The 23,694-nt window shown below is 70.1% G+C and carries 27 protein-coding genes; 9 read left to right on the top strand and 18 right to left on the bottom strand.

Annotated elements, in window-relative coordinates; translation table 11 throughout:
• Positions 1-4: 4 nt before the first annotated feature.
• From FU260_RS10580 to yhfZ, 4 genes are read right to left on the bottom strand one after another with little or no spacing between them, the layout of a single operon-like run.
• Positions 5-1,402, bottom strand: a complete 1,398-nt coding sequence (locus FU260_RS10580) for a YhfT family protein (protein WP_210418243.1) — start codon at positions 1,400-1,402, stop codon at positions 5-7.
• A gap of 1 nt (position 1,403) precedes the next feature.
• Positions 1,404-1,763, bottom strand: coding sequence for a DUF2620 family protein (locus FU260_RS10575; protein WP_147917028.1), 360 nt, complete (start codon positions 1,761-1,763; stop codon positions 1,404-1,406).
• Entirely contained in the window at positions 1,760-2,140 is a 381-nt protein-coding gene (locus tag FU260_RS10570; protein ID WP_147917027.1) for a PRD domain-containing protein, read from the bottom strand. The genes FU260_RS10575 and FU260_RS10570 overlap by 4 nt, the downstream gene beginning before the upstream one ends.
• A 9-nt stretch (positions 2,141-2,149) precedes the next feature.
• Positions 2,150-3,064 carry a GntR family transcriptional regulator YhfZ gene (gene yhfZ / locus FU260_RS10565; RefSeq protein ID WP_210418242.1) on the bottom strand — a complete coding sequence of 305 codons (915 nt, stop codon included), beginning with the start codon at positions 3,062-3,064 and terminating at the stop codon, positions 2,150-2,152.
• 140 nt (positions 3,065-3,204) lie between these two features.
• On the opposite strand from yhfZ, the gene FU260_RS10560 reads away from it, so the two are divergent.
• The 5 genes from FU260_RS10560 (at position 3,205) to FU260_RS10540 (ending at position 7,578) form a co-directional block, all read left to right on the top strand.
• On the top strand, positions 3,205-3,351 hold the full coding sequence (locus FU260_RS10560) for a ribbon-helix-helix protein, CopG family (protein ID WP_147917025.1): 147 nt from the start codon (positions 3,205-3,207) through the stop codon (positions 3,349-3,351).
• The gene (locus tag FU260_RS10555) at positions 3,348-4,028 is read left to right on the top strand and encodes a hypothetical protein (protein WP_147917024.1); all 681 of its coding nucleotides are present in this window, start codon (positions 3,348-3,350) and stop codon (positions 4,026-4,028) included. Before FU260_RS10560 ends, FU260_RS10555 begins: the two co-directional genes overlap by 4 nt.
• 151 nt (positions 4,029-4,179) lie before the next feature.
• Positions 4,180-5,736: an MDR family MFS transporter gene (locus FU260_RS10550; protein ID WP_235912195.1), complete on the top strand. Its 1,557-nt coding sequence runs from the start codon at positions 4,180-4,182 to the stop codon at positions 5,734-5,736.
• 148 nt (positions 5,737-5,884) lie between these two features.
• Positions 5,885-6,280, top strand: a complete 396-nt coding sequence (locus FU260_RS10545; RefSeq protein WP_147917023.1) for a YciI family protein — start codon at positions 5,885-5,887, stop codon at positions 6,278-6,280.
• A 5-nt stretch (positions 6,281-6,285) separates the two neighbouring features.
• Entirely contained in the window at positions 6,286-7,578 is a 1,293-nt protein-coding gene (locus FU260_RS10540; protein ID WP_147917022.1) for an RNA polymerase sigma factor, read from the top strand.
• Here FU260_RS10540 and FU260_RS10535 read toward each other — a convergent pair.
• The 10 genes from FU260_RS10535 to FU260_RS10490 form a co-directional block, all read right to left on the bottom strand.
• The gene (locus tag FU260_RS10535) at positions 7,562-8,032 is read right to left on the bottom strand and encodes a DUF6069 family protein (RefSeq protein WP_147917021.1); all 471 of its coding nucleotides are present in this window, start codon (positions 8,030-8,032) and stop codon (positions 7,562-7,564) included. The genes FU260_RS10540 and FU260_RS10535 overlap by 17 nt on opposite strands.
• A gap of 179 nt (positions 8,033-8,211) precedes the next feature.
• Positions 8,212-9,174 (bottom strand): RNA polymerase sigma-70 factor, encoded by a 963-nt coding sequence (locus tag FU260_RS10530; protein WP_147917020.1) that lies wholly within the window; start codon positions 9,172-9,174, stop codon positions 8,212-8,214.
• A 207-nt stretch (positions 9,175-9,381) separates the two neighbouring features.
• Positions 9,382-10,614 (bottom strand): cytochrome P450, encoded by a 1,233-nt coding sequence (locus FU260_RS10525; RefSeq protein ID WP_235912194.1) that lies wholly within the window; start codon positions 10,612-10,614, stop codon positions 9,382-9,384.
• A 165-nt stretch (positions 10,615-10,779) separates the two neighbouring features.
• Positions 10,780-11,838: a hypothetical protein gene (locus FU260_RS10520; protein WP_147917018.1), complete on the bottom strand. Its 1,059-nt coding sequence runs from the start codon at positions 11,836-11,838 to the stop codon at positions 10,780-10,782.
• Positions 11,835-12,467 (bottom strand): GyrI-like domain-containing protein, encoded by a 633-nt coding sequence (locus FU260_RS10515; protein ID WP_147917017.1) that lies wholly within the window; start codon positions 12,465-12,467, stop codon positions 11,835-11,837. Before FU260_RS10515 ends, FU260_RS10520 begins: the two co-directional genes overlap by 4 nt.
• Entirely contained in the window at positions 12,464-13,066 is a 603-nt protein-coding gene (locus tag FU260_RS10510; protein ID WP_147917016.1) for a GNAT family N-acetyltransferase, read from the bottom strand. Before FU260_RS10510 ends, FU260_RS10515 begins: the two co-directional genes overlap by 4 nt.
• Positions 13,067-13,148: 82 nt before the next feature.
• On the bottom strand, positions 13,149-13,631 hold the full coding sequence (locus FU260_RS10505) for a DUF6328 family protein (RefSeq protein WP_147917015.1): 483 nt from the start codon (positions 13,629-13,631) through the stop codon (positions 13,149-13,151).
• Between the two features lie 178 nt (positions 13,632-13,809).
• Entirely contained in the window at positions 13,810-14,409 is a 600-nt protein-coding gene (locus tag FU260_RS10500) for a gamma-glutamylcyclotransferase (RefSeq protein ID WP_147917014.1), read from the bottom strand.
• A complete protein-coding gene (locus FU260_RS10495) occupies positions 14,406-15,299 on the bottom strand; it encodes a sigma-70 family RNA polymerase sigma factor (protein ID WP_147917013.1) in 894 nt (297 codons plus the stop codon). The genes FU260_RS10500 and FU260_RS10495 overlap by 4 nt, the downstream gene beginning before the upstream one ends.
• A 33-nt stretch (positions 15,300-15,332) precedes the next feature.
• On the bottom strand, positions 15,333-15,791 hold the full coding sequence (locus FU260_RS10490; protein ID WP_147917012.1) for a carboxymuconolactone decarboxylase family protein: 459 nt from the start codon (positions 15,789-15,791) through the stop codon (positions 15,333-15,335).
• Between the two features lie 157 nt (positions 15,792-15,948).
• On the opposite strand from FU260_RS10490, the gene FU260_RS10485 reads away from it, so the two are divergent.
• Positions 15,949-16,617: a DNA alkylation repair protein gene (locus FU260_RS10485; RefSeq protein ID WP_147917011.1), complete on the top strand. Its 669-nt coding sequence runs from the start codon at positions 15,949-15,951 to the stop codon at positions 16,615-16,617.
• A 25-nt stretch (positions 16,618-16,642) separates the two neighbouring features.
• On the opposite strand, the gene FU260_RS10480 is transcribed toward FU260_RS10485, so the two are convergent.
• Positions 16,643-17,278: a transcriptional regulator gene (locus FU260_RS10480; RefSeq protein ID WP_147917010.1), complete on the bottom strand. Its 636-nt coding sequence runs from the start codon at positions 17,276-17,278 to the stop codon at positions 16,643-16,645.
• Positions 17,275-17,664, bottom strand: a complete 390-nt coding sequence (locus FU260_RS10475) for a DNA-binding protein (protein WP_147917009.1) — start codon at positions 17,662-17,664, stop codon at positions 17,275-17,277. Before FU260_RS10475 ends, FU260_RS10480 begins: the two co-directional genes overlap by 4 nt.
• Positions 17,665-17,756: 92 nt before the next feature.
• Here FU260_RS10475 and FU260_RS10470 point away from each other — a divergent pair, with 92 nt between their 5' ends.
• Both FU260_RS10470 and FU260_RS10465 read left to right on the top strand, forming a co-directional pair.
• A complete protein-coding gene (locus FU260_RS10470) occupies positions 17,757-18,929 on the top strand; it encodes a PEP/pyruvate-binding domain-containing protein (protein ID WP_147917008.1) in 1,173 nt (390 codons plus the stop codon).
• Positions 18,930-18,954: 25 nt separating this feature from the next.
• Positions 18,955-19,554, top strand: coding sequence for a histidine phosphatase family protein (locus FU260_RS10465; RefSeq protein ID WP_147917007.1), 600 nt, complete (start codon positions 18,955-18,957; stop codon positions 19,552-19,554).
• 41 nt (positions 19,555-19,595) lie between these two features.
• On the opposite strand, the gene FU260_RS10460 is transcribed toward FU260_RS10465, so the two are convergent.
• Positions 19,596-21,152: an MFS transporter gene (locus FU260_RS10460; protein WP_147917006.1), complete on the bottom strand. Its 1,557-nt coding sequence runs from the start codon at positions 21,150-21,152 to the stop codon at positions 19,596-19,598.
• A gap of 95 nt (positions 21,153-21,247) precedes the next feature.
• On the opposite strand from FU260_RS10460, the gene FU260_RS10455 reads away from it, so the two are divergent.
• The gene (locus FU260_RS10455; RefSeq protein WP_235912193.1) at positions 21,248-21,913 is read left to right on the top strand and encodes a TetR/AcrR family transcriptional regulator; all 666 of its coding nucleotides are present in this window, start codon (positions 21,248-21,250) and stop codon (positions 21,911-21,913) included.
• Positions 21,914-21,978: 65 nt separating this feature from the next.
• Here FU260_RS10455 and FU260_RS10450 read toward each other — a convergent pair whose 3' ends face one another.
• A complete protein-coding gene (locus FU260_RS10450) occupies positions 21,979-23,652 on the bottom strand; it encodes an ATP-binding cassette domain-containing protein (RefSeq protein ID WP_147917005.1) in 1,674 nt (557 codons plus the stop codon).
• Between the last annotated feature and the right edge of the window lie 42 nt (positions 23,653-23,694).

Genomic DNA, 23,694 nt, shown 5'->3' with positions numbered 1-23,694 from the left:
TCTCCTAAGCAGCGATCGGGGTGAACAGCCCGACCAGATAGAGCAGGTTGAGCAGCACGCCGCTGACGATCACCGCAGCCGGGCCGGCTGCCATCCGGACCACGGGCCGGCCGAGCGCCTCGTTGACCAGGTAGAGGCCACCGACGAGGAAGATTCCGAATCCGCCACCCATCTGGCTGGCCGCCATGACCGAACCGACCAGGATCGCCACCTGCAGCGACTCGGTGATCGCACTGCGGATATGGTCGGCCGAGTCGCGCACGCTCGGCCAGCGCTGTAGCCAGTTCCCCACCCAGGACAGGGCCAGCACTTCGAGCGCCATCACCACGGCACCGGCGACGAACGCCACGGCCAGTGCGAGCGCCGGCGAGTCGAAGCCCGCGCCGATCAGGTAGCCGACCGGGTAGACGAAGGTGAACCCGGCCATCGCGTAGGCCCCGGAGGCGAGGGCGGTGGTGGCAATCAGCGGAATGAACCCGAACGCCCGGTAGAAGTCGACCTGGGCCGCTTCGGTCACCTTGCCGTCGGCGAGCAGGAAGCTGGTGGCCTCTCCCCCACCGAAGATGTGGGTGGCGGACAGGGCGGCCACCGCGCCACCGAGGAGCGCGAGCCAGACGATGTTCTTGCGGAGCCGGAGCGCGTTCGGCCCGAACAGCTGGTTCACCGCCGCTGCGCTGGTGGCCTCCGCCTCGGCGGCCGCGGTGCGCTGGTCCGCGTTCATCGCCGCGAGTGCTACCTTCTCCTCGCTCTTGGCGGTGCGGTCCTTGGTCAGCGCGAACACCAGCAGCAGCACCACACCGAGCGCCATCGCCAGGGACCCGGCGAACATGTCCGGCCAGAGCTGGGTGGCGAGGACGATCATGCCCGCCTCGACCAGCAGGGTGATGAACCCGCGAAGTCGCCCGAACTGGCGGGCCACCGCGAGCACCGGGAACATCGAGAACAGCCACAGAATCGGGTCGCCCAGTACCTGCAGGGCGGTGATGAAGTCGACCGGAAGCTGCTGAGCGACGGAGTTGACCGTACCCAGACCGAACGCGCACACCGCGCCCCAAGCCGCACCGGCCACACCTGCCAACCAGCGCCAGGGGGCGAGCAGACCGAGGATCTCGGCAGGCAGGAAGATCAGCCAGGGATTGAGCACCCCGGTGGCCAGGGCCATCGGAGCCCCGAGCCCGAAGATGAACCCGGCGGAGAGCCCGAACACGATCGTGGCCGTCGCCGCCCGGTTCGTCTTACCGCGGACGAAGTCAAGCATGAACGGCCGGGCGCCGTCGTTGAACACCGCAAGAGCGGAGTGCGCCATCATCGCACCGATCGCCGTCACCGCCATGACGACGATCGACTGCCAGAGCAGGAAGCTGACGCCGCCAGCGGTGACGTCCATCGGGAGGTGACCCATCTCAGCCCTCGTTCCGGCGCTGCAGCGCGGCGTAGATCACCGGTACCGCCTCGGTGATCTGGTCCACGGAGAAGCCGAGCGCGACCGCGCCGCTCGCCAGCGCGTGGTCCACGTCTTCGGCAGCGGGGATCTTCCGGGCAAAGGTGTGGCATCGGTCGCCGCCGAGGAGGCCGACCAGCACCCCCAGGCTTGCACCAGCACCGGTGTGGCAGGTGCCGAGGAAGAAGTCGGCCTGGCCGGACTGCAGCTTGATCGCGGCATCCATGTCACTGCCGACGCTCACCTCGTCCTCGGGTCGCAGGAGGGGTTTCAGGACCTCGGCCACCTGGGCCTTTCCGACACCGCCGGTGATGATCTTCACGGGTGCTCCTTTCTGGTGTGCTGCGCCAACGCAGCGAAGTGGATGGTGATGAACTTCAGTTCCGCCTCCGGCAGTGCTCGGCCGAGCCGGGCCTGCACGCGCTCGACGAAGGCGCGCGCCCGCTCTTCCGCCTGGGGGTCCTCATCCCGCACCTGCTGGTAGACGGTGTCGCTGGGCGCTTCGACCGAGACGTCTCCGGCGGACAGTCGCGCCAGCGCGTTGACGGCGTGCGAGACAAAGCTGCCGGCCTGGTCGTCGGTCAGTGTCTGTGCCGGGTCGAGCCGGGTGAGCTCGGCCGCGACCAGGTCGACCGCCTCGTCCGGTACGGCGGGCATCGCGCGGAAGATGTCGAGTCGCTCCTGCAGCGTCGGATCCATCTGCTGCTCCTAATAGGTCGGGGTTGCACGGCCCGCGACGACGTCGTGGGCCCGGTCGAGAACAGTCGCAGCGGTGAGCGCAGCCCGGACACCGACCGGTACCGGCACCTCGGTGGCCGCCCGGACGATCACCGCCTGCGTATTGGCCGCATCGCGTGCGAGTGCCAGCGGTTCGATACTCACCGGCGCACTGATGTGCGCGCGGATCTCATCGACGTTCCACACCGTGGCGTCGATGCGCCCGTCGCGGAACGCCGATTCGAGCTGGTTGTAGGAGACTTCGACTCGCTGCGCACCGGGGAGGGGACCAAAGGCCCGATCCACCAGACGCACCTGGTCCTCCGAGGCCGGGTCGACTCCCACCCGCAGGCCGGGGGTGTCGGCGGTGCAGCCGTCGGCGAGGATGAGGGCGTGGGCGGCCACATAGCTGCCCGGTCCGAAGTTGTGCACGATCTCGAGGTCATCGCTGCTACCGGCCGCCAGGGCGGACATCACCACGAAGTCGGCGCGGCCCTCGGCCAGCGCCCGCAGCCGGGCCACCGATCCGCGCATGAACATCAGGGTCAGCGGGATACCGGCATCCGCGAAACTGGCATGCAGACCCGTTGCCAGCCCCTCGTAGCGGCGCGAGTAGGGCAACGGCATCGCGACCGATACCGATCGCTGCCCGGCGAGCCGCCAGAGCACGGTGTGGTCGATCTCGTCCACGAAGGTGCCCAGCCGTCCGCGGGAGCGTAGCCGCAGCCCGCCCGCCTCGCCGAGCAGGTCGAAGCCCGCCTGGACAGTGCCCTTCCCGCAGCCGAGCTCGGTGGCCAGGTCTTCGAACTTCGGGATCCGGTCGCCCGCCGAGAGCGCGGAGAGGCGCTGGGCGAGGCGCATCGCGGCGAAACCTGCGCGCGACATCAGAATCCCGGGAACGGCCACGAACCAGACAATATCCAGGATTCTGGATCTAATGCAAGGGCGGCACTGAAAGGGCGGCTTGGCCCGTGAAGATCGCCGTCCAGATTGCCGAGTGTCCCGATGGCCAGGGCCCGCACTCAGGGTGTTGCTACACTGCTAGCATGCGAGAAGCCAAGGTGCAGTTCAACGTGTATCTGCCGGCGGACCTGGTTCGCCAGATCAAGCACCGCGCCATCGACGAGGAGGAGTCCTTGTCCGCTCTGGTGGAACGCGTGATGTCCGGCTATCTCGCGGAGGCTGACCAGTGACCACGGTGCACGCCGTCTACACCACCACCGACCTCAGCTGGTGGCAGCGAGTCGCCCCGATCCTCGGCTTCTCCCCCACCGGCGAGCCCGGACGCTATACCGGTGGCGGCCAGCTCACCGTGCACGAAACCACCGAGGCCACCGCCGCCGGCACCACCCACCTGGACATCCTGGTCACCGACCCGAGCGCAGCACTGGCCACCGCCGAAACGGTCGCCACCGTCGCCGAGCCTGCCGTCGGCGCCACGGACGGCACCACGATCACGGTGAGTCCCGCCGTCGAGGACTCCCCCACCCCCACGCTCGCCTCTGGCCAGACGCAGGTGGCGATCATGCCGATCTGGTACGGCCCGGATCCGGACGAACCCACTGCGATCCTCACCGGCCTGGGCCTGCAGCCCCGGCTCGCCTCCGATTCTGGCAACTGGAAGGACTTCACGGCCGACGGCGGAGGGCAGGTGGCCTGGCACCGGGCACCGTCCGTAGCGCTCGAGCTGGCCCTGGAGCACTCCGGTGATCTGGACGCACTCAGCACTCGGCTCAGCGAGGCCGGAGTGCGGGCCACCGTGGTGGACGAGGCTTACAACCGCACCCTCCTGGTCCAGATCCCGGACGGTCACCAGCTCTGGGTGAACGGCACCCAGGACGACCTGTACGGCTACCACTGCGCCGGCTGATTCGCACCCACGGGACGCCGTCGCCACCCGCTGATTCGCACCCACGGGACGCCGTCGCCACCTCCTGATCGACCTGAGACCAGGTCGTGCCGACCGACCGCCAGCCGGCTGCCAGGTTGTGATGTGTAATCTACATGCGTAGTGTTCGTGCGTGCCTTCATCCCGAATACCCGCTCCGGAAGAGGATGAATCACGACCCACGAACGTGGGCCTGCTGTTCGCCGCACTGATGGTCACGATGTTGCTGGCATCGCTGAACCAGACGGTCCTCGCCACCGCCCTGCCAACCATGGTCGGCGAGCTGCACGGGGTCGACCAGATGACCTGGGTGATCAGCAGCTACATCCTCGCCTCCACCATCATGATGCCGGTCTACGGGCGGATCAGCGACCAGCTCGGCCGCAAACCCGTACTGCTCGCCGCGATCGCCCTGTTCATCGCCGGGTCCGTGATCGGCGGTCTCGCCCCGAACATGGCGGCGCTGATCCTCGCTCGGGTGATCCAGGGCCTTGGCGCCGGCGGGCTGATGATCCTGTCCCAGGCCGCGATCGCCGACGTCGTCCCTGCCCGGGAACGTGGGAAGTACATGGGCGCTCTCGGTGCCGTGTTCGCCGTCTCCTCAGTGGCCGGGCCGTTGCTCGGTGGCTGGTTCACCGAGGGCCCCGGTTGGCGTTGGGCGTTCTGGATCAACCTGCCCCTGGGTGCGCTGGCGATCGGTGCGGTGAGCCTGCTCCTGCACCTGCCCCGCCGTGCCTCGGCGAGCCGGCCCCGGCTGGACTACCTGGGCATGGCGCTGCTCGCCGGCGCCACCACCGCGCTGGTGCTGGTCACCACCTGGGGCGGGCACGAGTTCGACTGGCTCTCCCCGCAGATCATCGGTCTGGCCGTGGCGTTCCTGGCCCTGGCGGGCCTGTTCGTCTGGGCCGAGTCCCGTGCGAGCAGCCCGGTCATCCCCCTGGGCCTCTTCCGCGAGCGGAACTTCGCCCTGACCACCGTCGCCAGCCTCTCGGTGGGGGTGATGATGTTCGGCACGATCGGCTACATGCCCACCTACCTGCAGATGGTCACCGGGGTGGATGCCACCGAGGCGGGACTGCTGATGATCCCGATGATGGGTGGCCTGCTGGTGGCCTCGGTGGTCTCCGGGCAGATGGTGTCCCGGTCCGGGCGGTACAAGGCATTCCCGCTGACCGGGTCCGTGGTGATGGCGATCGGCATGCTGCTGATCTCCACTCTGACCGTCGAATCTCCGCTGATAGTGCTGTGCGCCTACATCTGCCTGTTCGGCCTCGGGATCGGGATGAGCATGCAGATCCTCACCCTGATCGTGCAGAACACCTTCCCGAACGCGATCGTGGGCACGGCGACGGCGTCGAACAACTACTTCCGTCAGGTCGGGGCCACGCTCGGGTCGGCCGTGGTGGGTTCGGTGTTCGCCTCCCGGCTGACCGCCGAGCTCACCGCGCGTCTGCCTAGCGCCGGCGGGGTGCCGGACGGCATGGCGATCAACTCGCTCACCCCGGCCGGTGTCAACGCGCTCCCGGAGGAGCTTCGCGACGTGATCGTGCACGCCTACAACCACGCGCTGATGCCGATCTTCGCGTTCCTGGTGCCGCTGGCGGTGGTGGCACTGGTCGCCCTGATCTTCCTCAAGGAGGTGCCGCTGGCCACCAGCGTGCACACCGAGGTGACTCAGGAGACGACCTAGCGCGCCGGGGGTGACTCTGTGGCTGCGATCGTGTGGAATCGCCACCCTCACCACACCCTCGCGCACCGCACATGTCGACATCGCGATACTGGCTCCGACGTTCAGCACGTGACAGGATCCGCCTGTCGCCTGACTAGAGGAGTCCACGATGAAGTACGTGCTGCTGATCCATTCCAACCCGCAGCCGTGGGGCCACCCCACTGCCGACTACCTGGCGGCACACCAGCAGCTGCCCGCTGAGGTCCGGGAGCAGCTGAACGCCGATTTCGAGGAGACCCTCGGCGAGATGCAGGCGGCCGGTGAGCTCCTCGGCGGGGAGGCGCTCGGCGATCCGACCACCTCGAGGCTGTACCGGTGGGCCGACGGCGCACCGGTCCCCACCGCGGGCCCCTACTCGGAGACCAAGGAGCACCTGGCCGGGTTCTTCCTCATCGACGTGGCCAGCCCGGAGCGGGCCGAGCAGATCGCTGCCAGGTTCGCCGGCCCGGACGAGACCGTGGAGCTGCGACCGGTGATGGGCTCAGCGGGTGACGACCCGGCGTGACGGGTATGCCACGTGCGGCCACCGGGAGCGAGCCCGCGGCCCCCGGTGACCCGCTGGCCCGGCTCTGGCGGGCCGAGGCGCCGCAGGTGCTCGCCGCGCTGCTGCGCCGGCACGGCGACTACGGCGACTGTGAGGACGCCGTGCAGGAGGCGGCCGAGGCCGCGGTGCGGCAGTGGCCCCGCACGGGTACACCGGCTGATCCGCGTGCCTGGCTCATCCGGGTCGCCTCCCGCCGGCTGATCGACCGGGTGCGCGCCGATACCGCGCGCACCCGGCGGGAGGAGCAGGTCGTCGACGACGGCGCACGCACCGGGGAGCCCTCCGGTGCGCCTGGCCAGGGCGCGGGCGTGGCCACCGGGCCGGACGCTGACCGGCTGCGGCTGCTGCTGCTGCTCTGTGCGCACCCGTCGCTGACCAGATCCTCGCAGGTGTGCCTCTGCCTGCGCGCAGTCGCCGGGCTGGGCGTGACTCAGATCGCTGCCGGGTTCGGGGTGCCGGCCCGCACGATGACCCAGCGCCTCACCCGCGCCCGCAGCACGCTCCGCCAGTCCGGCGCCCGGTTCGAGCTCCCGCCGCCCGAGGAGCTGCCGGCCCGGGTGAACGCTGTCCTGGACGCGTGCTACCTGATCTTCACCGAGGGATACACCGCCACCGCCGGTGCCCAGCTGCAGGACGTCCAGCTGGCTGGCGAGGCGATCGCGCTCACCGAGCACCTGCACCGGGCGCTGCCCGACCATGACGAGGTGTCCGGTGCGCTGGCGCTGATGCTGCTCACCCATGCCCGCAGCCCAGCACGTACCGATGCGGCCGGCGATCTGGTCCCGCTGGCCGAGCAGGATCGGAGCCGTTGGCTCACCGGGCTGATCGACCGCGGCCGCGAGCTGCTGGAACGGACGCTTCCCCGCGGGCACGTGGGCCGGTTCCAGCTGGAGGCGGCGATCGCCGCTGTGCATGCCGACGCTGCCAGCTACGCGCAGACCGACTGGCTGCAGATCAGTGTGCTCTACGACCTGCTCGGGCGAGTCGCACCCAGCCCGACCACTACTCTCAACCGTGCGGTCGCCGTCGCGATGGCTCACGATGCCCGCACCGGGCTGCAGATGACCGACCCACTGCTGGACCACCCCGAGGGGGTGGAGGAACACCGGGTGCACGCTGTCCGCGCCCACCTGCTCGAGCTGGCCGGCGACCGGGCCGCGGCGGCCGAGCACTACCGGCAGGCGGCGCGGCTGACCACCATCCTGCCGGAGCAGCGCTATCTGCTGCGCCGACTCGCCGCCCTCAGCGGCGGCGACTAGCGCGGCGCACGGCCAGGCCGATCCACACCAGCGCCACCCCGGGCACAGTGTGCATCCCCGCGAGCAGCACAGCGGTGATCCCGTCGTGGGCGTACAGCGGCGGCACCGCGCCGGTGGACACCGCCACAGCGGCGCCGAGCACCATCACGGCGCTCACCCAGGCCCGCGAGCGCAACCGAGCGAGCAGGAGCACCCCGACCCCAAGGCTCAGCGGGACGAAGGTCTTCCAGGCGACATCGAAGGCGGTGAGGTGGTGGTTCGGTGGGCCGATCGCTGGGTCCAGGCTGAGCGCTGCACCGACCAGGCGACCGGTGGCGTAGAGGGCGAGGTTGATCGCGGTCGCGGCGAGCAGCCCGAAGGCGGCCCTGCGCAGCACGGTCCTGGGCAGCACGGTCCTGGGCAGCGCCGGACGCTGCTGCGTCCTTCCGCGACCGGTGGCGGGCTCGGCAGTCATGGCGGTCTCCGTTCTGAGTGAGAGATGCGGTCCACCCCGAAGACAGCACGACGGCACGCCGCGACATCGCCGGTGCTAGCAAGCATCAGCACCAGTGGCTGTCCAGGTCAGCGCCAGTGCGGATCAGCACCAGTCCGTCCAGATCAGCGCCAGTGCGGATCAGCACCAGTCCATCCAGATCAGCGCCGGGCGTCCCGCCCATGGCGGTACTCCCGTGCCACTGCCCACTGATCGGCTACCGGTCCGAGGTGCGCGAGCTTCTCCGGGTTGCTCACCATCCGGATCGTCTGGATCCGGCCGCCGGCGATGTCCAGGGTCATCACCTGCACGATGTTGCCCTCCCCGTCGCGAGCCAGCGCTCCCGGCTCGCCGTTCACCTCCTGCGGCTCCAGGGTGAGGCCGATGCGGTCCAGATCCGGGATGATGGCGCCGAGCAACCGGAGGTTCTGCTTCGCACCGACGATCGGCCTCGGCGGCGCGGGGGCCTTGCCGCCGGTGTCGGTGACCAGCTGGACGTCGGCCGCCAACAAGTCGCGCAGGCCGTCCAGGTCACCGTTGCCGATCGCCTCGAAGAACCGGGCGGCCAGCTCGTCGCGGGCTTCCCGGTCCGCCTCGAACCGCGGCCGGCCCTGGCGCACGTGCCGCCTGGCCCTCACCAGCAGCTGCCGGCAGGCCGACTCGGACCGCCCCACCGCCGCAGCGATATCGATGTACTCGAAGCCGAACACGTCCCGCAGCACGAACGTGGCCCGTTCCAGCGGGCTGAGCCGTTCCAGCAGCACCAGCGCGGCCATCGAGACCGAGTCCGCCAGCTCCGCGCTCCGCGCCGGATCCTGGTACGGATCCTCGAGCAACGGTTCGGGGAACCATTCCCCCACATACTCCTCGCGCCGCACCCGGGCTGACTTCAGCACGTTCACCGCGAGCCAGGTGACGATCGTGGACAGGTAGGCCTTCGGCGACTCCGGCCGCGCCTCGGCAGCGTCGTAGCGCAACCAGCTGTCCTGAACGACGTCCTCGGCCTCGGTCACGCTGCCCAGGATCCGGTAGGCGATCGCGAACAGCAGCGGACGCAGCTCGGTGAACTCCTCGGCGCGCTTCGTTCCTGCGCCCGGTGCAGCACCGTTGCCCTGCCCACGCATACCTCCCACCCTCCTCCGGCTCTGCGTACCTGTCACCCCGAAGACAAGATGCTCGGCTCACCTGTGACATCCGAGGCCGGCCGATAACGAATGCCGCCGACTTGCCAAAGTGTGTTGGCCCGAGCGTGGCTGGGCAACAGTTCTTGTCCAGTCGCGGCCACAGAACCACGCTCCCCCGTCGGCCGGCCCGGGCGGAGCGGCGCCACCTTAGCCGACCGGCTGCACGCCCGCCAGCAGCACGCCCTCCCGCGGCAGAGCCGGCCCGCGGTTCAGCGGCACGCTCAGGTCTTGGACCGGCACGGTGTACGTCACCGAGCGGGTGAGCAGCCGCACCGCCTCCTTCATCAGCGCGATCGTCATCGGCTCGCCGGGGCACCGGTGGTCGGTGACAGAGTCCCCGCCGCCCTGCGGGATGAGCGTGTGCGGGTCGCCGTCCCAGTCTCGAAACCGCTCCGGGGCGAACGCTTCGGGCAGCTCCCACAGGCTCCGGTGATGGTTGGTCCCGTACAGGTCGAGCACCACGAGCTCCCCGGCGGCGAACTCTGCGCCCTGCCAGGTGAACGGTTCGGTGGTCCGGCCCGGCACCGCAGGGAAGAACGGATAGTAGCGGCGCACCTCGTGCACGAATGGCTGCAGATCCGCCTCCGTTCCCTGCGCAAAGGTCTCTCGCCAGTGCGGATGGGTCATCAGTGCTACCGCGGCGAAGGTGACGAAACGGCTCACCGCCACGATCGGGCGGAGCACGTTGATCAGCTCGACGGCGGCCACCTCCTCGGTCAGCAGGTCACCGTGGTCATCCCGGAAGCCGGCGATCACCGCCAAGGCACTGCGGCCGGGCGGGGAGAGCTCACCCGCACGCACCGCGGACACCAGTCCCGCCGCCCAGGCCTCGGTGCGGCGGCGGAGCAGTCGGGCCGCCCAGTTCCCCGGGCCGACCAAGCCGATCCAGTCCACCATCGCCGACAGCTCTCGGGCGCGGTGGCGCACACTGGTGCCCGCGAGCGGCACACCGGCCCAGCGCAGCGCGGTCCGGGTGAGCAGCAGCTCCGCCTGGCTGTGCAGCGCGATCCGGTCCTGCTCGGCCCAGTACCTCGCTGCCCGAGCGAAGTCCTCGGCGAACAGATCCACGATCCGGCCGGCATCTGAGGAGGTGAGCAGAGCGCGAAACATCGCTTTCCGATGCCGGTGAGCTGCGCTGTCGAGTCCTTGTACCGAGCCTTCGTCCTGCAGCAGGTGCTGCACAAAGGTGGGCACCGCTCCCGCCCGGGTGAAGCGGCCCTGGCCGCCATAGAACAGCCGGGAGGCGTCCGCACCTCGCAGGAAGGTCACCGGCCGGCCGAAGGCGTGCACCCGGAAAGCGTCCGTGCCGACGTTGTCGCAGGTGCGGGAGATGAACGCGTATCCCTCGGTGAGCAGGCCGGGCAGTCTGCGAAGCGACACCTGCGGGATCATCCTTCGACCCTGGCACCGATGTCCGGCGCCCGCGCGATGAGACTGCCGCGAGTGGCCGAGGTCCGTGCACTCACCACCTGAACCCACCCCGCCCGGAGCAATGGATGTCGTCCAGTCGCGTGGTCGGGTGCCGGTCGAGGAACCGGGCCCGGGTCAGTTGCCTGGCTTGGCTACGCTCCCCCGCCGGTCGGCGCGGGTGGAGCGGCGCCACAGCCACACCGCACCGAGGCCGGAAATCAGCGGCCCGGCCACGGTGAACACCCGCCAGATGATCAGCGCCGCCAGCGCTGGCTCCTGCACGGCGTCGCCGCCGGCCTCCACCAGCGAAGCCAGCGCCACCATGTCCACCAGGCCCAGCCCGGACATCGCGAACGCGGTCAGCGGGTAGGCGAACAGGAACGCGATCGCCACATCCAGCACGCTGAGCTGGTCCCCGCCCACACCGACGAACCGGAGCGCGCAGAACAGGATCATCATGTCCGCGGCGAGCATCAGCACCAGCACGGCCAGCGAGCGCGGGAAGCCGTAGCCGAACCGGGCGGCGATCGCGCCCCGGAACTGCACGCACGCTCTGGCCCACGCCTCCGGGTCCACCGAGGAGCGGACCCTGCGTACCATCCGTCCGGCGGTGCGACCCCACCACGCCGCCCAGGAGTCGGTGCGCACCAGCAGCAGCACCCCGGCGAGCAGCACGGCCGCGACCGCGAGGCTGATCAGGTCCAGCCAGCGCAGTCCGAGCGAGCGTCCGCCCGCGAATACTGCCGCGAAGCCGAGCAGCGGGGCGGCGAACCGCACGATGAAGAACGTCAGTGCGTTCATCACCGTGCCGGCCACGGCCCGCGTGGGCTCCACCTTCCAGGACGTGAACATCGCCACCCGCAGCGCCATATCGCTGGGCGGCGGGGCGAACGCGGACATCGTGGAGGCACCCAGGTCGTTCACCGTGGCCCGGTACAGGCTCACTCCGGGGATGTAGAAGGCCAACGGTGCCGCATTGGCGACCTGACGCACAGCGAGCATGGCGAGCAGCACGAACGGCTGCCACCAGGTCAACCGGCCCATCGCCTGCCACACGGCGGCCCATTCGATCCGCCCGATCAGGCGCGCGATCGCGATGGTCACCACCACCACGATCACCCAGAGCAGCACCCGGCGCAGCCAGCCACCCTGGCTCTCGGCCGGAGCCGGCACCACGGAATCGTCGGCGCTCATCGGCCGGCGTCGTGGGCCGCCGCGACCGGCTGGCGCAGGATCGTGCGCAGCTTCTCCGGTGCGGTTCTGCGCACGTCACTGAGGTAGATCTCGTGGTGGGTGCCACGCAGCCGCAGACCGTGGGCGGGGATGAACTCGTGGTGCAGCTGCGCCAGCACCCCGGCCTCCTCGTCGAAGGAGCCGACGTGCAGGGTCTGCACGCACCGGCCCTCGGCCAGCGCCTGCCAGCGCACATCCGCGAGCCGGGCCGGTGCCCCCTTCTTCTCGACCTTCGCGATCGCGGCGGTGACGATCGCGGCGTCGATCCAGTGCGGGACGAGCAGCATCAGCGTCCAGTCCCAGGCGCTCTTGTCCCGTGCCGCCGTGAAGGAGTCCATGTCCTCGGCCCACCACAGCCCTTCCAGCGGTGGCACCACATAGTCCCGACCCAGCTCGCTCTTGCTGGTGAACTTCAGCGTGTAGGCCAGCGGGTACAGGCTTTCGACAGCGGTGGTGAAGGCGCCGGTGTTCGGGTCGCCGTGCCCGTCGATCATCAGGTAGTGCAGCTCCGGGACGTCCAGCACGCGGAACTGCCCGCGCCGGGCCCGGTAGGAGTCGAGGCTCTTCTTCAGGTCGACCTTGTCCCTCACTGCCACTCCTCGGCCGGTGGCAGGCGTGCCACGAGTCCGGCCCGGACCGCCGGCCACTCGGCATGCAGGATGGAGAAGACGACGGTGTCCCGCACGCTGCCATCGGGCAGGATCCGGTGGCTGCGCAGCACGCCGTCCTGTTTCGCCCCGAGCCGGGCGATGGCTGCCCGGGACTGGTGGTTGTGCCAATGCGTGCGGAACTCCACGGCGAGGCAGCCCAGCTCGTCAAAGGCACGCCGGAGAAGCAGGAGCTTGGTAGCCGGGTTGATCGCGGTGCCCTGGGCGCGACGGGCGAGCCAGGTGCTGCCGATCTCGAGGCGGCGGTGCGTCTGGTCCAGGTTCAGGTAGGTGGTCACGCCGACGGCGGTGCCTGTGCTGGTATCGATGACCGCCCAGGGGGCCACGCGCCCGGCCGCATGTTCGGCGCGCCGACGGTCGATGTCCGCAGCCATCCCCTCCGGGGAGGGGATGGCCGTGTACCAGGTCCGCCAGAGCTCGCCGGGGCGTACGGCAGCGGCCAGGTCCTCCCGGTGGGACTGGTCGAGCCGCTCCAGGCGCACGGCGGCGTGCTGCAGGGTGGGTGCGTCCGCGAAGGTCACGAGCCCGAGCCTATCCGGCGCCGGTACGCCAGGCTTGCGCCGCCGGCCGAACACGACAAGGGGTCGCCGTTCTCGTCCTCTCCTACTGACCGTCGCGGCCGGCGTCCTGGCGATCGGTACGCCCGATCAACGGGACCAGGCCCCAGAGCAGGAGGAAGAACAGCAGCACGCACCCCGCGGCGATGAAAGCGGTGGTCGTGCTCTCCACGACGGAGAACACCAGCCACACGACTCCGCCGATCGTCACCGCCAGGGTGGCAAGTCCGTAGCGCGCGGTGTGGTTCGCCGCCGCCAGCAGCCAGGGGCGTTGACCGGAGTAGAACTTGCTCCGGTGGAAGGCCACCGGAGCCACCAGGAACGCGGTGGCCAGCACCGATCCGCAGAGCACGTACAGGTAGACCGTGCGGGTGCTCGGGTCCAGGTCGGGGAACTGGGCGGAGAACGGGATGGTGAGCAGGAAGCCGGTGAGGATCTGCACACCGGTCTGGGCGACCCGCAACTCCTGGAGGAGCTCGCTCCACTTGCGGTCCAGCTGCTGGCTCTGCGTGGGCTCCGACTGTGCCATCACTACCTCCGTTCCCAGTGCCGGGCATCACGATGCTCGGTCGATCAGCCGTGCTGCGAGTGTTCCAGCGCTACGTCTTCGGCGCGCGCCGAAGACGCAGGCGCCGAGAAGCTCACCCACGGGCCCCAGTCGAACCCGAGTACGGCGGGCGCGCTCCGCCGTCGGGACGGGACGGCTGCTAGGGGGCGCGCAGGTCCACCTGCCGGACCGGCTGGACCCGGTCCGGCGCGGGCAGGTGCGTACCAGCGTGGAAGTCCGCGGCAAAGCCGGGCACCCGCTGGTCCCAGTACGCCGCACCGGCCAGGATCGTGTCCCGGTAGGCCGCCGACAGCACGCCTCGGGCGGCGTCCTCGGCTCTGGTGAACTCCGTTCGGCCGAGGAAGGCCAGCACGCGGCCGGCCGGCGCCCGGTGGCCCGCGTAGGCAACCACGAGCTCGGTGATGTCGGTGGGCGTGTAGCGCCGTTCCCGATCACGCAGGGCGGCCAGCTCACGCGGACCGACCGGGATGCAGACGCCGTTGGCTCTCCGGCCCGTGTCCGGGCGCAGGTTGCAGAGCAGGATCCGCGGTGGCCGGTGCCCGTCGGCGGCATAGTAGGCCTTGTCGGCCTGGCTGCCGTCGTTCGGGAACGCCACGTCGAAGCATCGGACCAGACCACCGGCAGTGGCGGGGATGCACTCCTGCAGGTCGATCTCGGGCAGGGTGCGGTGCAGTGAACGCGGCTCGAGCAGCGAACCGTAGCCGAACACAGCGGTCGACGGCGGCGCCTGGCCGGTCATACCGGCTCAGTCCCGGTGCGGGTGAGCTTGTCCGGGTTGGCGATCTGGTGCAGCGCGCGCAGGCGATCGGTCGGGCCGACGTCGAAGGTGACCAGATCCTGCCGGCCCGCCTGGCGTACGTCCAGGCCGAGCTCGCCGTTGATGGGCACCACCGTGGCTCGCATCGGTGCCTCGGGGTTCTGGTCCTGGGCGCTGGCGTAGACGCCGGCGTAGAACCGCACGATCCGCTCCGCACCGTAGATCGGGTTGAGGGCGGCGCGCACCACGCCTCCGCCGTCGGTCCAGAGGATGGCGTCGTCCTCGAGCAGCCGCAGCAGCGTACCGATCTCGCCGCGTTCGAGGGCAGTGACCAGCTCGGCGAGCATCGCCGGGTCCGCGGCCCGTGGGGCAGGTGCCTCCGGGTGCACCTGCAACCTGCGCTCGGCGCGAGAGACGAGCTGGCGCACCGCTGCCGGGGTCTTGTCCAGGATCTCGGCGATCTCCACTGCGGTCATGGCGAACGCCCGGTGCAGGACCAGCGCCGCGCGCGACTCCGGGCTGAGCTGTTCGGCCAAGTGCAGCAGGCCGATGGAGAGCAGTTCCCGCTGGGCGACCACCTCCTCCGGGAGCAGGTCGGTGGCAACCGGCTCCGGGAGCCAGGGCCCCGGGTACTCCTCCCGGGCTCGTGCCAAGGAGCGCAGCCGATCGATGGCGCGGCGCACACAGACGGTGGTCAGCCACGCCGGCCAGGAGCGCACGGCCCCCTCCCGCTCGGCGCGCACCGCCTCCAGCCCGACCTCGGAGACGACGTCTTCCGCGTGGCCGTAGTCGCCCAGCATCCGGTAGGCGATACCGAGCAGCCGGGGCTGCTCGGACTGCCAGGCGAGGGCCGCGACGCTGGGGGCGGTCATGCTCCTCACCGTAGCGGCGCCACCCGGGCCCGGTCACACCAGCGGGTGCTTATCGTCGATGGGCGGGGACATCTCGGTGGCGATGGCGATCCGGTTCCAGACGTTGATGGTGGCGATCGCCAGCACCAGGCCACCGAGCTCGGACTCGTCGAAGTGCGCCGCGGCAGCGGCCCAGATCTCGTCGGTGACCGTGTCCGGTCCGAGCTGGGTGACGGCGTCGGTCAGGGCCAGCACGGCACGCTCCCGGGCGTCGAACATGTTCGGGGCGTGCTGCCAGGCGGCCACAGCGAACAGCTTGCGGGTCGGGATGCCGCGCTTCTGGCCGTCGGTGGAGTGCATGTCCACGCAGTACGCGCAGCCGTTCAGGATCGAGGCACGCAGCTTCACCAGGTCATACAGGAGGGGGTCGACGGACCGCCGTGCGTACCCCTCCATCCCGATGACAGCGGCGTAGCCGAGCTTGTTGGTGCGGCTCATCTCGATGCGGGGCATGGAGTTTCCCTTCTCGTTTCCCGGACCCGGCGTTCCGGCGCCCGGCAGCTTGACGCGGGTGCGCGTCATCAGAGGTGTCGGGCCGGGGGCGCAGAGTGTGACATCGGGCCCGTCCGGCCCCGAGGTGTTCTAGGCTCGCCTCGACGGAGGTGGCGCGATGACTGACGCGAACGTGGCTGACGTGCTCAAGGAGCTGGCCGCACTGGAGGATCCAGCGGTCCGGGCAGTGAACGAGCGCCACGGCGATGACCACGGAGTGAACCTCACCAAGCTGCGCGCCGTCGCGAAACGACTGAAGACCAACCAGGAGCTCGCCGTCGGCCTCTGGCGTAGCGGGGACAGCGCCGCCCGGCTCCTGGCGCTGCTGATCTGCCGGCCCAAGGCGTTCGGGCGAGAGGACCTGGACCAGATGCTGCGCGCGGCGCGCACACCGAAGGTGCACACCTGGTTGGTCAACTACGTGGTGAAGAAGAACCCGCACGCGGAGGACCTGCGCCTGACCTGGCTGGCCGATCCCGATCCACAGGTGGCCAGCGCTGGCTGGGCCCTAACCAGCGACCGGGTGGCGAAGAAGCCTGACGGGCTGGACCTGCCCGGCCTGCTCGACCAGGTGGAGACCGAGCTGGCCGACGCTCCGGACCCGCTGCAGTGGTCGATGAACGAAACGCTGGCGACCATCGGTATCCACCATCCTGGCGAGCGCGGGCGGGCGGTGGCGATCGGGGAACGCCTCGAGGTGCTCAAGGACTACCCCACCTCCCCCGGCTGCACCTCCCCCTACGCCCCCACCTGGATCGCGGAGTTGGTGCGCCGGCGAGAGGGCTGAGTGGGCGAGGCTGACGCCGGCCCGGTCAGTGCTCTGCGCTGCGGTCGATGCCGAGCGTGGCGATGAGGTCTTCGTGCAGCTCGAACCAGACCCGGTGACAGGAGTCGAGGGTGGAACTGTCCACCCACCCGGGCTCCCCCGCCTGGGCGCGGCGCAGGGCGCTGGCGAACCGGTCGTCGTAGCCAGCGAACCGGTCAAGCACTGCGACGAGGCGGCCAACCAGCGGCGCGAGCTCCTCGTTGAGCTCGGTGAGCTCGGCCAGCACCTGATCGTCCCAGGCAGGGTCTCGGTGGTCGTTCGCGGCCAGCGGGTCGCCATCGGCAGGGCGGAGCTGCCAGTCGGAGCAGGCGCGCAGGAGGCGGGCGTTCAGTGGCAGGAACTCCCGGTAGACGGCGTCCACCTCTCCGCCGAGGTCCGCCTCCTGCCGTTGGTCCGCGAGCAGGCGTTCGTTCTCGGCCTTACCCCGGTCAGTCAGCGACCAGCCGTCCAGATCCGCGAACGCGGTGTGTTGGACCCAGCCGCGGCTCTGGGCATCGAGCAGCTCCTCGGCGACCTCGGCCTGGTCGCTGCCGACCCTGGCGGCAATGCCGGCATCGTCGGCGAACCCGAGCAGGCGCAGCGCATGGAGGAGCCGCCACGTGGGCAGCGGGTCGAGCCTCACCGGCTCTCCGCCCTCGCAGCCAACCGGGTGTAGTACTGCTGGCAGGCCTGCGGTGACCGGAATCCGGTCGCCTCGGCGATCTGCGCCCAGGTGAGCCCAGCGCCGCGTGCGATGAACAACAGACCCGACTCCACGCCGTCGACCTCCGCCCGAGCGGCAGGGAGCAGAGCCAGGGCGGCGAGCAGCTCCGCTGCGGTGAGATCGCTCGCGCGCCAGAGCGCGAACTGGGTGAGGTCCACAGCGGTCGGCGGTGCCGGAGCCGGTCGCCACGGCCGCGGTGCCAGGCTGTCGGCGCCCCGCGCGAGCAGCTGCTCCTGCGCACCCTGCTCTCGTCGGGCCTGGACGTTGTCCGCAGCCGCGGGTTCCGGCCCTTCCTTGCGTTCCATGGCCTCAGCCTGCAGAATCAACACAACGTTGTCAATCTTTCGTTGATACGCAGAGAAGACCTTCGGCTCGAACGCCGCTCCTGGAAGGATCGATGATCACCCCCTTGCTGTCCGCCACCACCGCGACCTGCGGCGGCAAGGCCGGCGCACTCGCCGCCCTGCTACGCGCCGGGTTGCCGGTGCCCCGCGCCTTCGTGGTGCCGTTCGCCGCCCACGAAGCGCACGCTGTCGATGCACGCGCGCTGTCCGGCGCTCTGCGCAGCAAGCTGGCCGAGGCCCTGACCGCGCTGGGCGACCCGCAGGTCGCAGTCCGCTCCTCCGCCGCACACGAGGACACGGCCGAAGCCTCCGCTGCCGGACAGTACGAGAGCGTGCTCGCCGTGCGTGGCGCGGCCGAGGTCGACGCAGCGATCCGCCGGTGCTGGGCAGCTGCCCGCGAGACTCAGGTGGCCGAGTACTGGCGCCAGCTGACCGGCGAAGCGCCCGAGGACCCGGACATCGCCGTGATCGTCCAGCAGCTGGTCGACGCAGACGCCTCCGGCGTGATGTTCACCCCGGCGACCACCGGCGGCGCCACCCGGATCGAAGCATCCTGGGGGCTCGGTCCGTCCGTGGTCGGCGGAACGGTCACTCCCGACACCTGGCAGATCGGCCCGGATGGCACCGCCCGACCCGCCCTCGGGCACAAGACCACCCGAGTGGACCGCCGCCCGGGCCGCGGCGGACTCGCCGTCTCCGAGGTGCCGGCACACCGGCAGGACGTTCCAGCGATCGACGAGGCGAGCGCCGGGAAGCTCGCGGCGCTCGGGCGACAGGCTGCGACGATCCTCGGCGGCCCCCAGGACATCGAGTGGGCGATCGCCGGTGGGCGGATCTGGATCCTCCAGTCCCGCCCGATCACCGCCCCCGCTCCCCCACTGCCGCACCACGATCGAGCTGCCGGCGGACCCACGCTGACCGGAACCCCGGGAGCTCATGGGCGCCTGACCGCTCCGGCCCGGGTGCTGCGCAGCACCAGCGAGCTCAGCCATCTCCAGCACGGGGACATCCTCGTCTGCCGGTACACCGACCCGTCGTGGACTCCCGCGTTCCGGATCGCCACCGGGATCGTCACCGAGACCGGAGGCGCCCTCTCCCATGCCGCGATCGTCGCCCGGGAGCACCAGATCCCCGCGGTGATCGGCGTACCGGACGCCACCACAGCGATCCGCGACGGCCAGATCATCACCATCGACGGCACCCGCGGGACCGTCACGCCCAGCTGACCCGCAACACTAGGAGAACCAGGCTATGGCCACCAGGTATCTGTACCTCGCCCGACACGGCAGCGCCGATCCGTTCGGCGAGCTCACTGAGACCGGACACCAGCAGGCACAGCTGCTCGGCCGGCGCCTGGCGCACCTGCCGATCGATGCCGTCTGGCACTCGCCGCTGCCTCGGGCCGAGGCCAGCGCGGTCGAGCTCGCCGGACAGCTGGCCACCGGTACCCCGGTGGCCGCGGCCGAGGAGCTCATCGACCACATTCCCTATGTGCCCTCACCCGAGGAGACGCCCGCAGCCTGGGTGCCGTTCTTCGATGGCTATGACGCCGAGGAGGCCGAAGCCGGGAACCGGATCGCTCAGCGCCTCACGGCGCGGTTCGCCACTGCTCCCGAGCACGACGACGTCCGGGAGGTGCTCATCACGCACGCGTTTCAGATCGCCTGGCTGCTCCGGGACGCCCTCGCCGCCCCGCCGACCCGCTGGTTCGGCCTCCCGGTCGCGAACGCCGCGCTGACCGTGATCGAGTACCGCCCCGCGGTACCACCGAGCATCAGCATGATGAACGAGATGAGCCACCTGCCTGCCGAGCTTCGCTGGACCGGATTCTCTGCGGCACCCCGGCCCTGAGATCCTCGGCGCGCGTGGAGGTGAACAAGCCCCCGGCCCGGTCAACGAGGCCCCCTGGACCCGCCGGCAACCTGTGCGGCGCGACTGCCTCGATGCAGCAGGTACGGGCACACGATCGCCGCCGCGACCAAGATGAGGCCGCCGGTGATGGTCGCGGCACCCAGACCGTCGACGAACGCCTGGCGAGCGAGATCGGCAAGGTGAGTCGCGCCGTCGGCGGGGAGCTGTTCCGCGACGCTGAGGGCCGCGCCGAGGCTGGAGCTGACGATCTCGGTGGCCGCGGTCGGGACGTCCTCCGGCACCCCGTCGAGCACCTGGGACCGGAACCGGGCGGTGCCGATCGAGCCGAGCACGGCGATGCCGAGCGCAGCGCCCAGCTCCGCGGCAGTCTCCGAGAGCGCCGATGCGGCACCTGAGCGGTCCGGTGGCGCCGAGCCGACCACGACATCGGTGGCCAACGTCATCATCGGCGCAATGCCTGCACCGATGAACGCCGAGGAGACGATGGCCAGCACCAGCCCGTCCTCGACCGGGACGCGACTGAAAGCGAGCATTCCCGCGGCCGCCACGGCGGCGCCGGCGCCGAAGACGAGCGGGTACCCGAAGCGGCGCACAAGAACGGAAGCCAGCACCGCCATCAGGCCCACGGCGAGCATCACGGGCAACATCGCCACCGCTGCGATCAGCGGTGAGAGGCCCTCGACGAGCTGCAGGAACTGGGCGCTGTAGAGCATCACACCCACGAGGGAGAACATCGCGAGCCCCGCGCCCAGGACCGCACCGCTGAACTGCGGGTTGGCGAACAGGCCGACATCGACCAGCGGCGCACGGAGTCGACGCTGTCGGAGCAGGAACGCCGCGCCGGCGAGGAGGCCGATCGCCAGTCCGATGGCCACCGACGGAGTGAGGGCGAGGTCCTCGGCGGCGGCCTTGATCGCCCAGACGACCGGCAGGATCGCGGCGAAGGACAGCAGCACGCTGAGTGCGTCCAAGCGCGCCGAGGCCGGGCTCCGGTACTCGGGCACGAGGCGCGCCGCGAGCACCAGCAGGAGGAGGATGACCGGCACGTTGATGAGGAAAACCGATCCCCACCAGAAGGCTTCGAGCAGCAGTCCGCCGAGGATCGGACCGAGAGCGATTCCGCCGGACAGGCTGGCCGTCCAGATGCCGATCGCACGGGTGCGCTCGCCCGGGTCGGTGAACATGTTCCGGATCAGCGAGAGGGTCGAGGGCATCAGGGTGGCGCCGCCGACCCCCATCAGGGCGCGCGCGGCGATCAGCACCTCGGAGCCCGGCGCGAACGCGGCCAGCGTCGAGGCCGCTCCGAACAGGGCGGCGCCGATGAGGAGGAGCCGGCGCCGGCCGATCCGGTCGCCGAGGTTGCCCATCACGATCAGGAGCCCGGCCAACAGGAAACCGTAGGCGTCGAGGATCCACAACGTCTGGCTCGGGCTCGGGGTCAGCTCGTGGGTGATGGTCGGGATCGCGATGTGCAGGATCGTGATGTCCATCGAGGTCAGGATCACCGGCAGCGTGAGCACTGCCAGGCCGAGCCATCGCGATCGCGCCCCGGGCGAGCTCACGGGTGAGGCGGGCATAGCACTCCTCCATCGTTCGTTGCGTATGTCGTACGCATGCAGCGTAGCGTATCCCATACGCATCGCACTAGACTTACCTCGAGGAGGTGAGTGTGGTGAGCCCACGAGTCGGCCCGTCGGGCCCGCTATCACGCGAGAAGATCGTCACCGCAGCGGTCGAAGTCGCTGACGAGGCAGGTTTGGCCGCGATGACCATGAAACGGGTGGCCGAGCAGCTCGGCGCTGGGGTGATGTCGTTGTATCGGCACGTGGCCGACAAGGACGAACTGATCGAGTCGATGGTCGAGCAGGTCAGCGCGTCCTATGCCTATCCCGAACGGTCCGGCCTCGGCTGGCGAGAGGCGATGCACACTCTCGCTCGACAGGATTGGGCGGCGTTCGTCGCCCACCCGTGGATGCTCACCGCGACCGCCACTGTCACCCCTCCGTTCGGCACCGCTTCGCTGGCCGCGATGGAGTGGGCGCTCACCTCGCTCGAGGAGCTGGACCTGCCGCCCCATGCCGCCGCTCGTGCCGTGATGACCATCAACAACTACGTCCAGGGCAGTGCACGCGTGGTCCTGGGTACCCGGCAGGCCGACGCCGCGGACGATCCGGGCCGGACCTGGCAGCAACGCCTGCACAGCGCCGACCTCGAAGCCTTTCCCCGCCTGCGCCACCTGATCGGCGAGCCGATACCGGCCGGTGACCGGGACTGGTTCGCCGAGGGGCTCGACCTCATCCTGGACGGTGTGGAGCGGACGTCAGCCCGCACCGGCTGACCCGCGGCCCTGATCGTTTCTGGGCACGGGACTCCTCGGGGCGCCCGGAGGACGCCCTCCACCGGTCAGCGGCTACCTCGGGCGACGCGGCCTTCGTCCCACACCGGTTCGGTCCTCTCCCGCACGTCACCGTCGGCACCGAACACCAGGAACCGGTCGAAGTCCCGGGCGAACCAACGGTCATGGGTGACGGCGAGCACCGTCCCCTCGTACCGGCTCAGCGCATGCTGTAGCGCCTCGGCGGAGACGAGGTCCAGGTTGTCGGTCGGTTCGTCCAGGAGCAGCATGGTCGCGCCGCCGAGCTCGAGCAGGAGGATCTGGAATCTCGCCTGCTGTCCCCCGGAGAGGGAATCGAAGGTCTGCTCGGCCGCGCGTGCCAGCTCGTAGCGTGCCAGGGCACGAGACGCTTCCTCGCGAGGCATCCCGGACCGGTGCTCGTCGCCGCGGTGCAGGATCTCCAGCAGCGTCCGCCCCAGCAGGTCAGGGCGTCCGCGATTCTGTGCGAACCATCCCGGGCGCACGCGGGCTCCCAGCCTCGCCGCACCGGTATGCGGAACCGGGTCAATCAGCAGGTCCGTCACCGGCGCGTGCTCGAGATCGGGATCGCTGCCACCGGCAGCAAGAAGCCGGAGGAAGTGCGACTTACCGGACCCGTTGGACCCGAGCACCGCGATCCGGTCGCCGTACCAGGCCTCCAGGTCGAACGGATGCATCAGGCCGGTCAGCTCCAGCCCGGCACAGACCAGCGCCCGCTTGCCAGTACGCCCGCCACGCAGCCGCATCGCCAGCTGCTGCTCCTGCGGCTGTTCCTCGGGCGGACCTTCCTGCTCGAACCTGGCCAACCGGGTCTGGGCGGCGCGGTAGCGGGAAGCCATATCGGAGTTGTAGGCGGCCTTCTGCTTGTACATCTGCACGAGGGCACGCAGCTTCGCATGCTCGTCATCCCATCGACGGCGGAGCTCGTCCAACCGCGCAAAGCGTTCCGTTCGCGCTTGATGGTAGGTCTCGAAACTCCCGGTGTGGGTCCAGGTGGTGCTCCCGGCAGCGCCCAGCTCGAGAGTGACGATCGCCGTGGCGCTCCGGGCAAGAAGCTCCCGGTCGTGGCTGATGTAGAGCACACCCTTGCTGGTGGTCCGAAGCTGCTGTTCCAACCAGCGCTTGCCCGGCACGTCCAGGGAGTTGTCCGGCTCGTCCAGCAGCAGCAGATCATCCGGGCCCTGGAAGAGAGCCTCCAGGGCGAGCCGCTTCTGCTCGCCACCGGAAAGCGTCGCCACCGGGCGATCGTGGCACTGCTCGAACGGCAGGCCGAGTGCCGCCACGGTACAGCTGTCCCAGAGCACCTCGACGTCATAGCCGCCGGCATCGCCCCATGCGGTCACCGCAGTAGCGAACGCCATCTGCGAGTCTGTGCTGCCCCGCTCCTCCATCGCCGCCTCCGCCCGGGCGAGCCGCGCTGCCGCGTCCCGGATCGCGGGCGGGGCCACAGCGAGCAACAGCTCACGGACCGTGCCGCCGGTGAGGAACTGCCGCATCACACCCAGCGTGCCGGTGCGGGCGACCGCGCCGGCATCGGCCGTGAGCTCTTTCGTGATGATCCGCACCAGCGTGCTCTTTCCAGCACCGTTGGCACCGATCAGCGCTACCCGCTCCCCCTCCCCTGCTCGGAAGGATGCGCCGTCCAACAACGGCCGCCCATCGGGAAGGGAGTACGTCACTGCAGCAACGTCGAGATGAGCCACAACGGAAAGCTATCAAGCTGGTGATAGTTCTTTTCCCTCGTC

Origin of the sequence: Ruania zhangjianzhongii, from assembly GCF_008000995.1 — a bacterium.
Lineage (GTDB): Bacteria > Actinomycetota > Actinomycetes > Actinomycetales > Beutenbergiaceae > Ruania > Ruania zhangjianzhongii.
The sequence above is the reverse complement of the archived record's forward strand: the minus strand, read 5'-3'. Positions and strand labels throughout refer to the sequence as shown.

What these genes read in the sequence shown, in the direction of transcription:
- FU260_RS10460 (WP_147917006.1), bottom strand. Translation starts at nt 21,152, where the DNA reads ATGCCCGCCTCACCCGTGAGCTCGCCCGGGGCGCGATCGCGATGGCTC.
- FU260_RS10560 (WP_147917025.1), top strand. Translation starts at nt 3,205, where the DNA reads ATGCGAGAAGCCAAGGTGCAGTTCAACGTGTATCTGCCGGCGGACCTG.
- FU260_RS10500 (WP_147917014.1), bottom strand. Translation starts at nt 14,409, where the DNA reads ATGACCGGCCAGGCGCCGCCGTCGACCGCTGTGTTCGGCTACGGTTCG.
- FU260_RS10505 (WP_147917015.1), bottom strand. Translation starts at nt 13,631, where the DNA reads ATGGCACAGTCGGAGCCCACGCAGAGCCAGCAGCTGGACCGCAAGTGG.
- FU260_RS10470 (WP_147917008.1), top strand. Translation starts at nt 17,757, where the DNA reads ATGATCACCCCCTTGCTGTCCGCCACCACCGCGACCTGCGGCGGCAAG.
- FU260_RS10495 (WP_147917013.1), bottom strand. Translation starts at nt 15,299, where the DNA reads ATGACCGCCCCCAGCGTCGCGGCCCTCGCCTGGCAGTCCGAGCAGCCC.
- FU260_RS10475 (WP_147917009.1), bottom strand. Translation starts at nt 17,664, where the DNA reads ATGGAACGCAAGGAAGGGCCGGAACCCGCGGCTGCGGACAACGTCCAG.
- FU260_RS10530 (WP_147917020.1), bottom strand. Translation starts at nt 9,174, where the DNA reads ATGCGTGGGCAGGGCAACGGTGCTGCACCGGGCGCAGGAACGAAGCGC.
- FU260_RS10570 (WP_147917027.1), bottom strand. Translation starts at nt 2,140, where the DNA reads ATGGATCCGACGCTGCAGGAGCGACTCGACATCTTCCGCGCGATGCCC.
- FU260_RS10540 (WP_147917022.1), top strand. Translation starts at nt 6,286, where the DNA reads ATGCCACGTGCGGCCACCGGGAGCGAGCCCGCGGCCCCCGGTGACCCG.
- FU260_RS10520 (WP_147917018.1), bottom strand. Translation starts at nt 11,838, where the DNA reads ATGAGCGCCGACGATTCCGTGGTGCCGGCTCCGGCCGAGAGCCAGGGT.
- FU260_RS10485 (WP_147917011.1), top strand. Translation starts at nt 15,949, where the DNA reads ATGACTGACGCGAACGTGGCTGACGTGCTCAAGGAGCTGGCCGCACTG.
- FU260_RS10535 (WP_147917021.1), bottom strand. Translation starts at nt 8,032, where the DNA reads ATGACTGCCGAGCCCGCCACCGGTCGCGGAAGGACGCAGCAGCGTCCG.
- FU260_RS10580 (WP_210418243.1), bottom strand. Translation starts at nt 1,402, where the DNA reads ATGGGTCACCTCCCGATGGACGTCACCGCTGGCGGCGTCAGCTTCCTG.
- FU260_RS10465 (WP_147917007.1), top strand. Translation starts at nt 18,955, where the DNA reads ATGGCCACCAGGTATCTGTACCTCGCCCGACACGGCAGCGCCGATCCG.
- FU260_RS10545 (WP_147917023.1), top strand. Translation starts at nt 5,885, where the DNA reads ATGAAGTACGTGCTGCTGATCCATTCCAACCCGCAGCCGTGGGGCCAC.
- FU260_RS10490 (WP_147917012.1), bottom strand. Translation starts at nt 15,791, where the DNA reads ATGCCCCGCATCGAGATGAGCCGCACCAACAAGCTCGGCTACGCCGCT.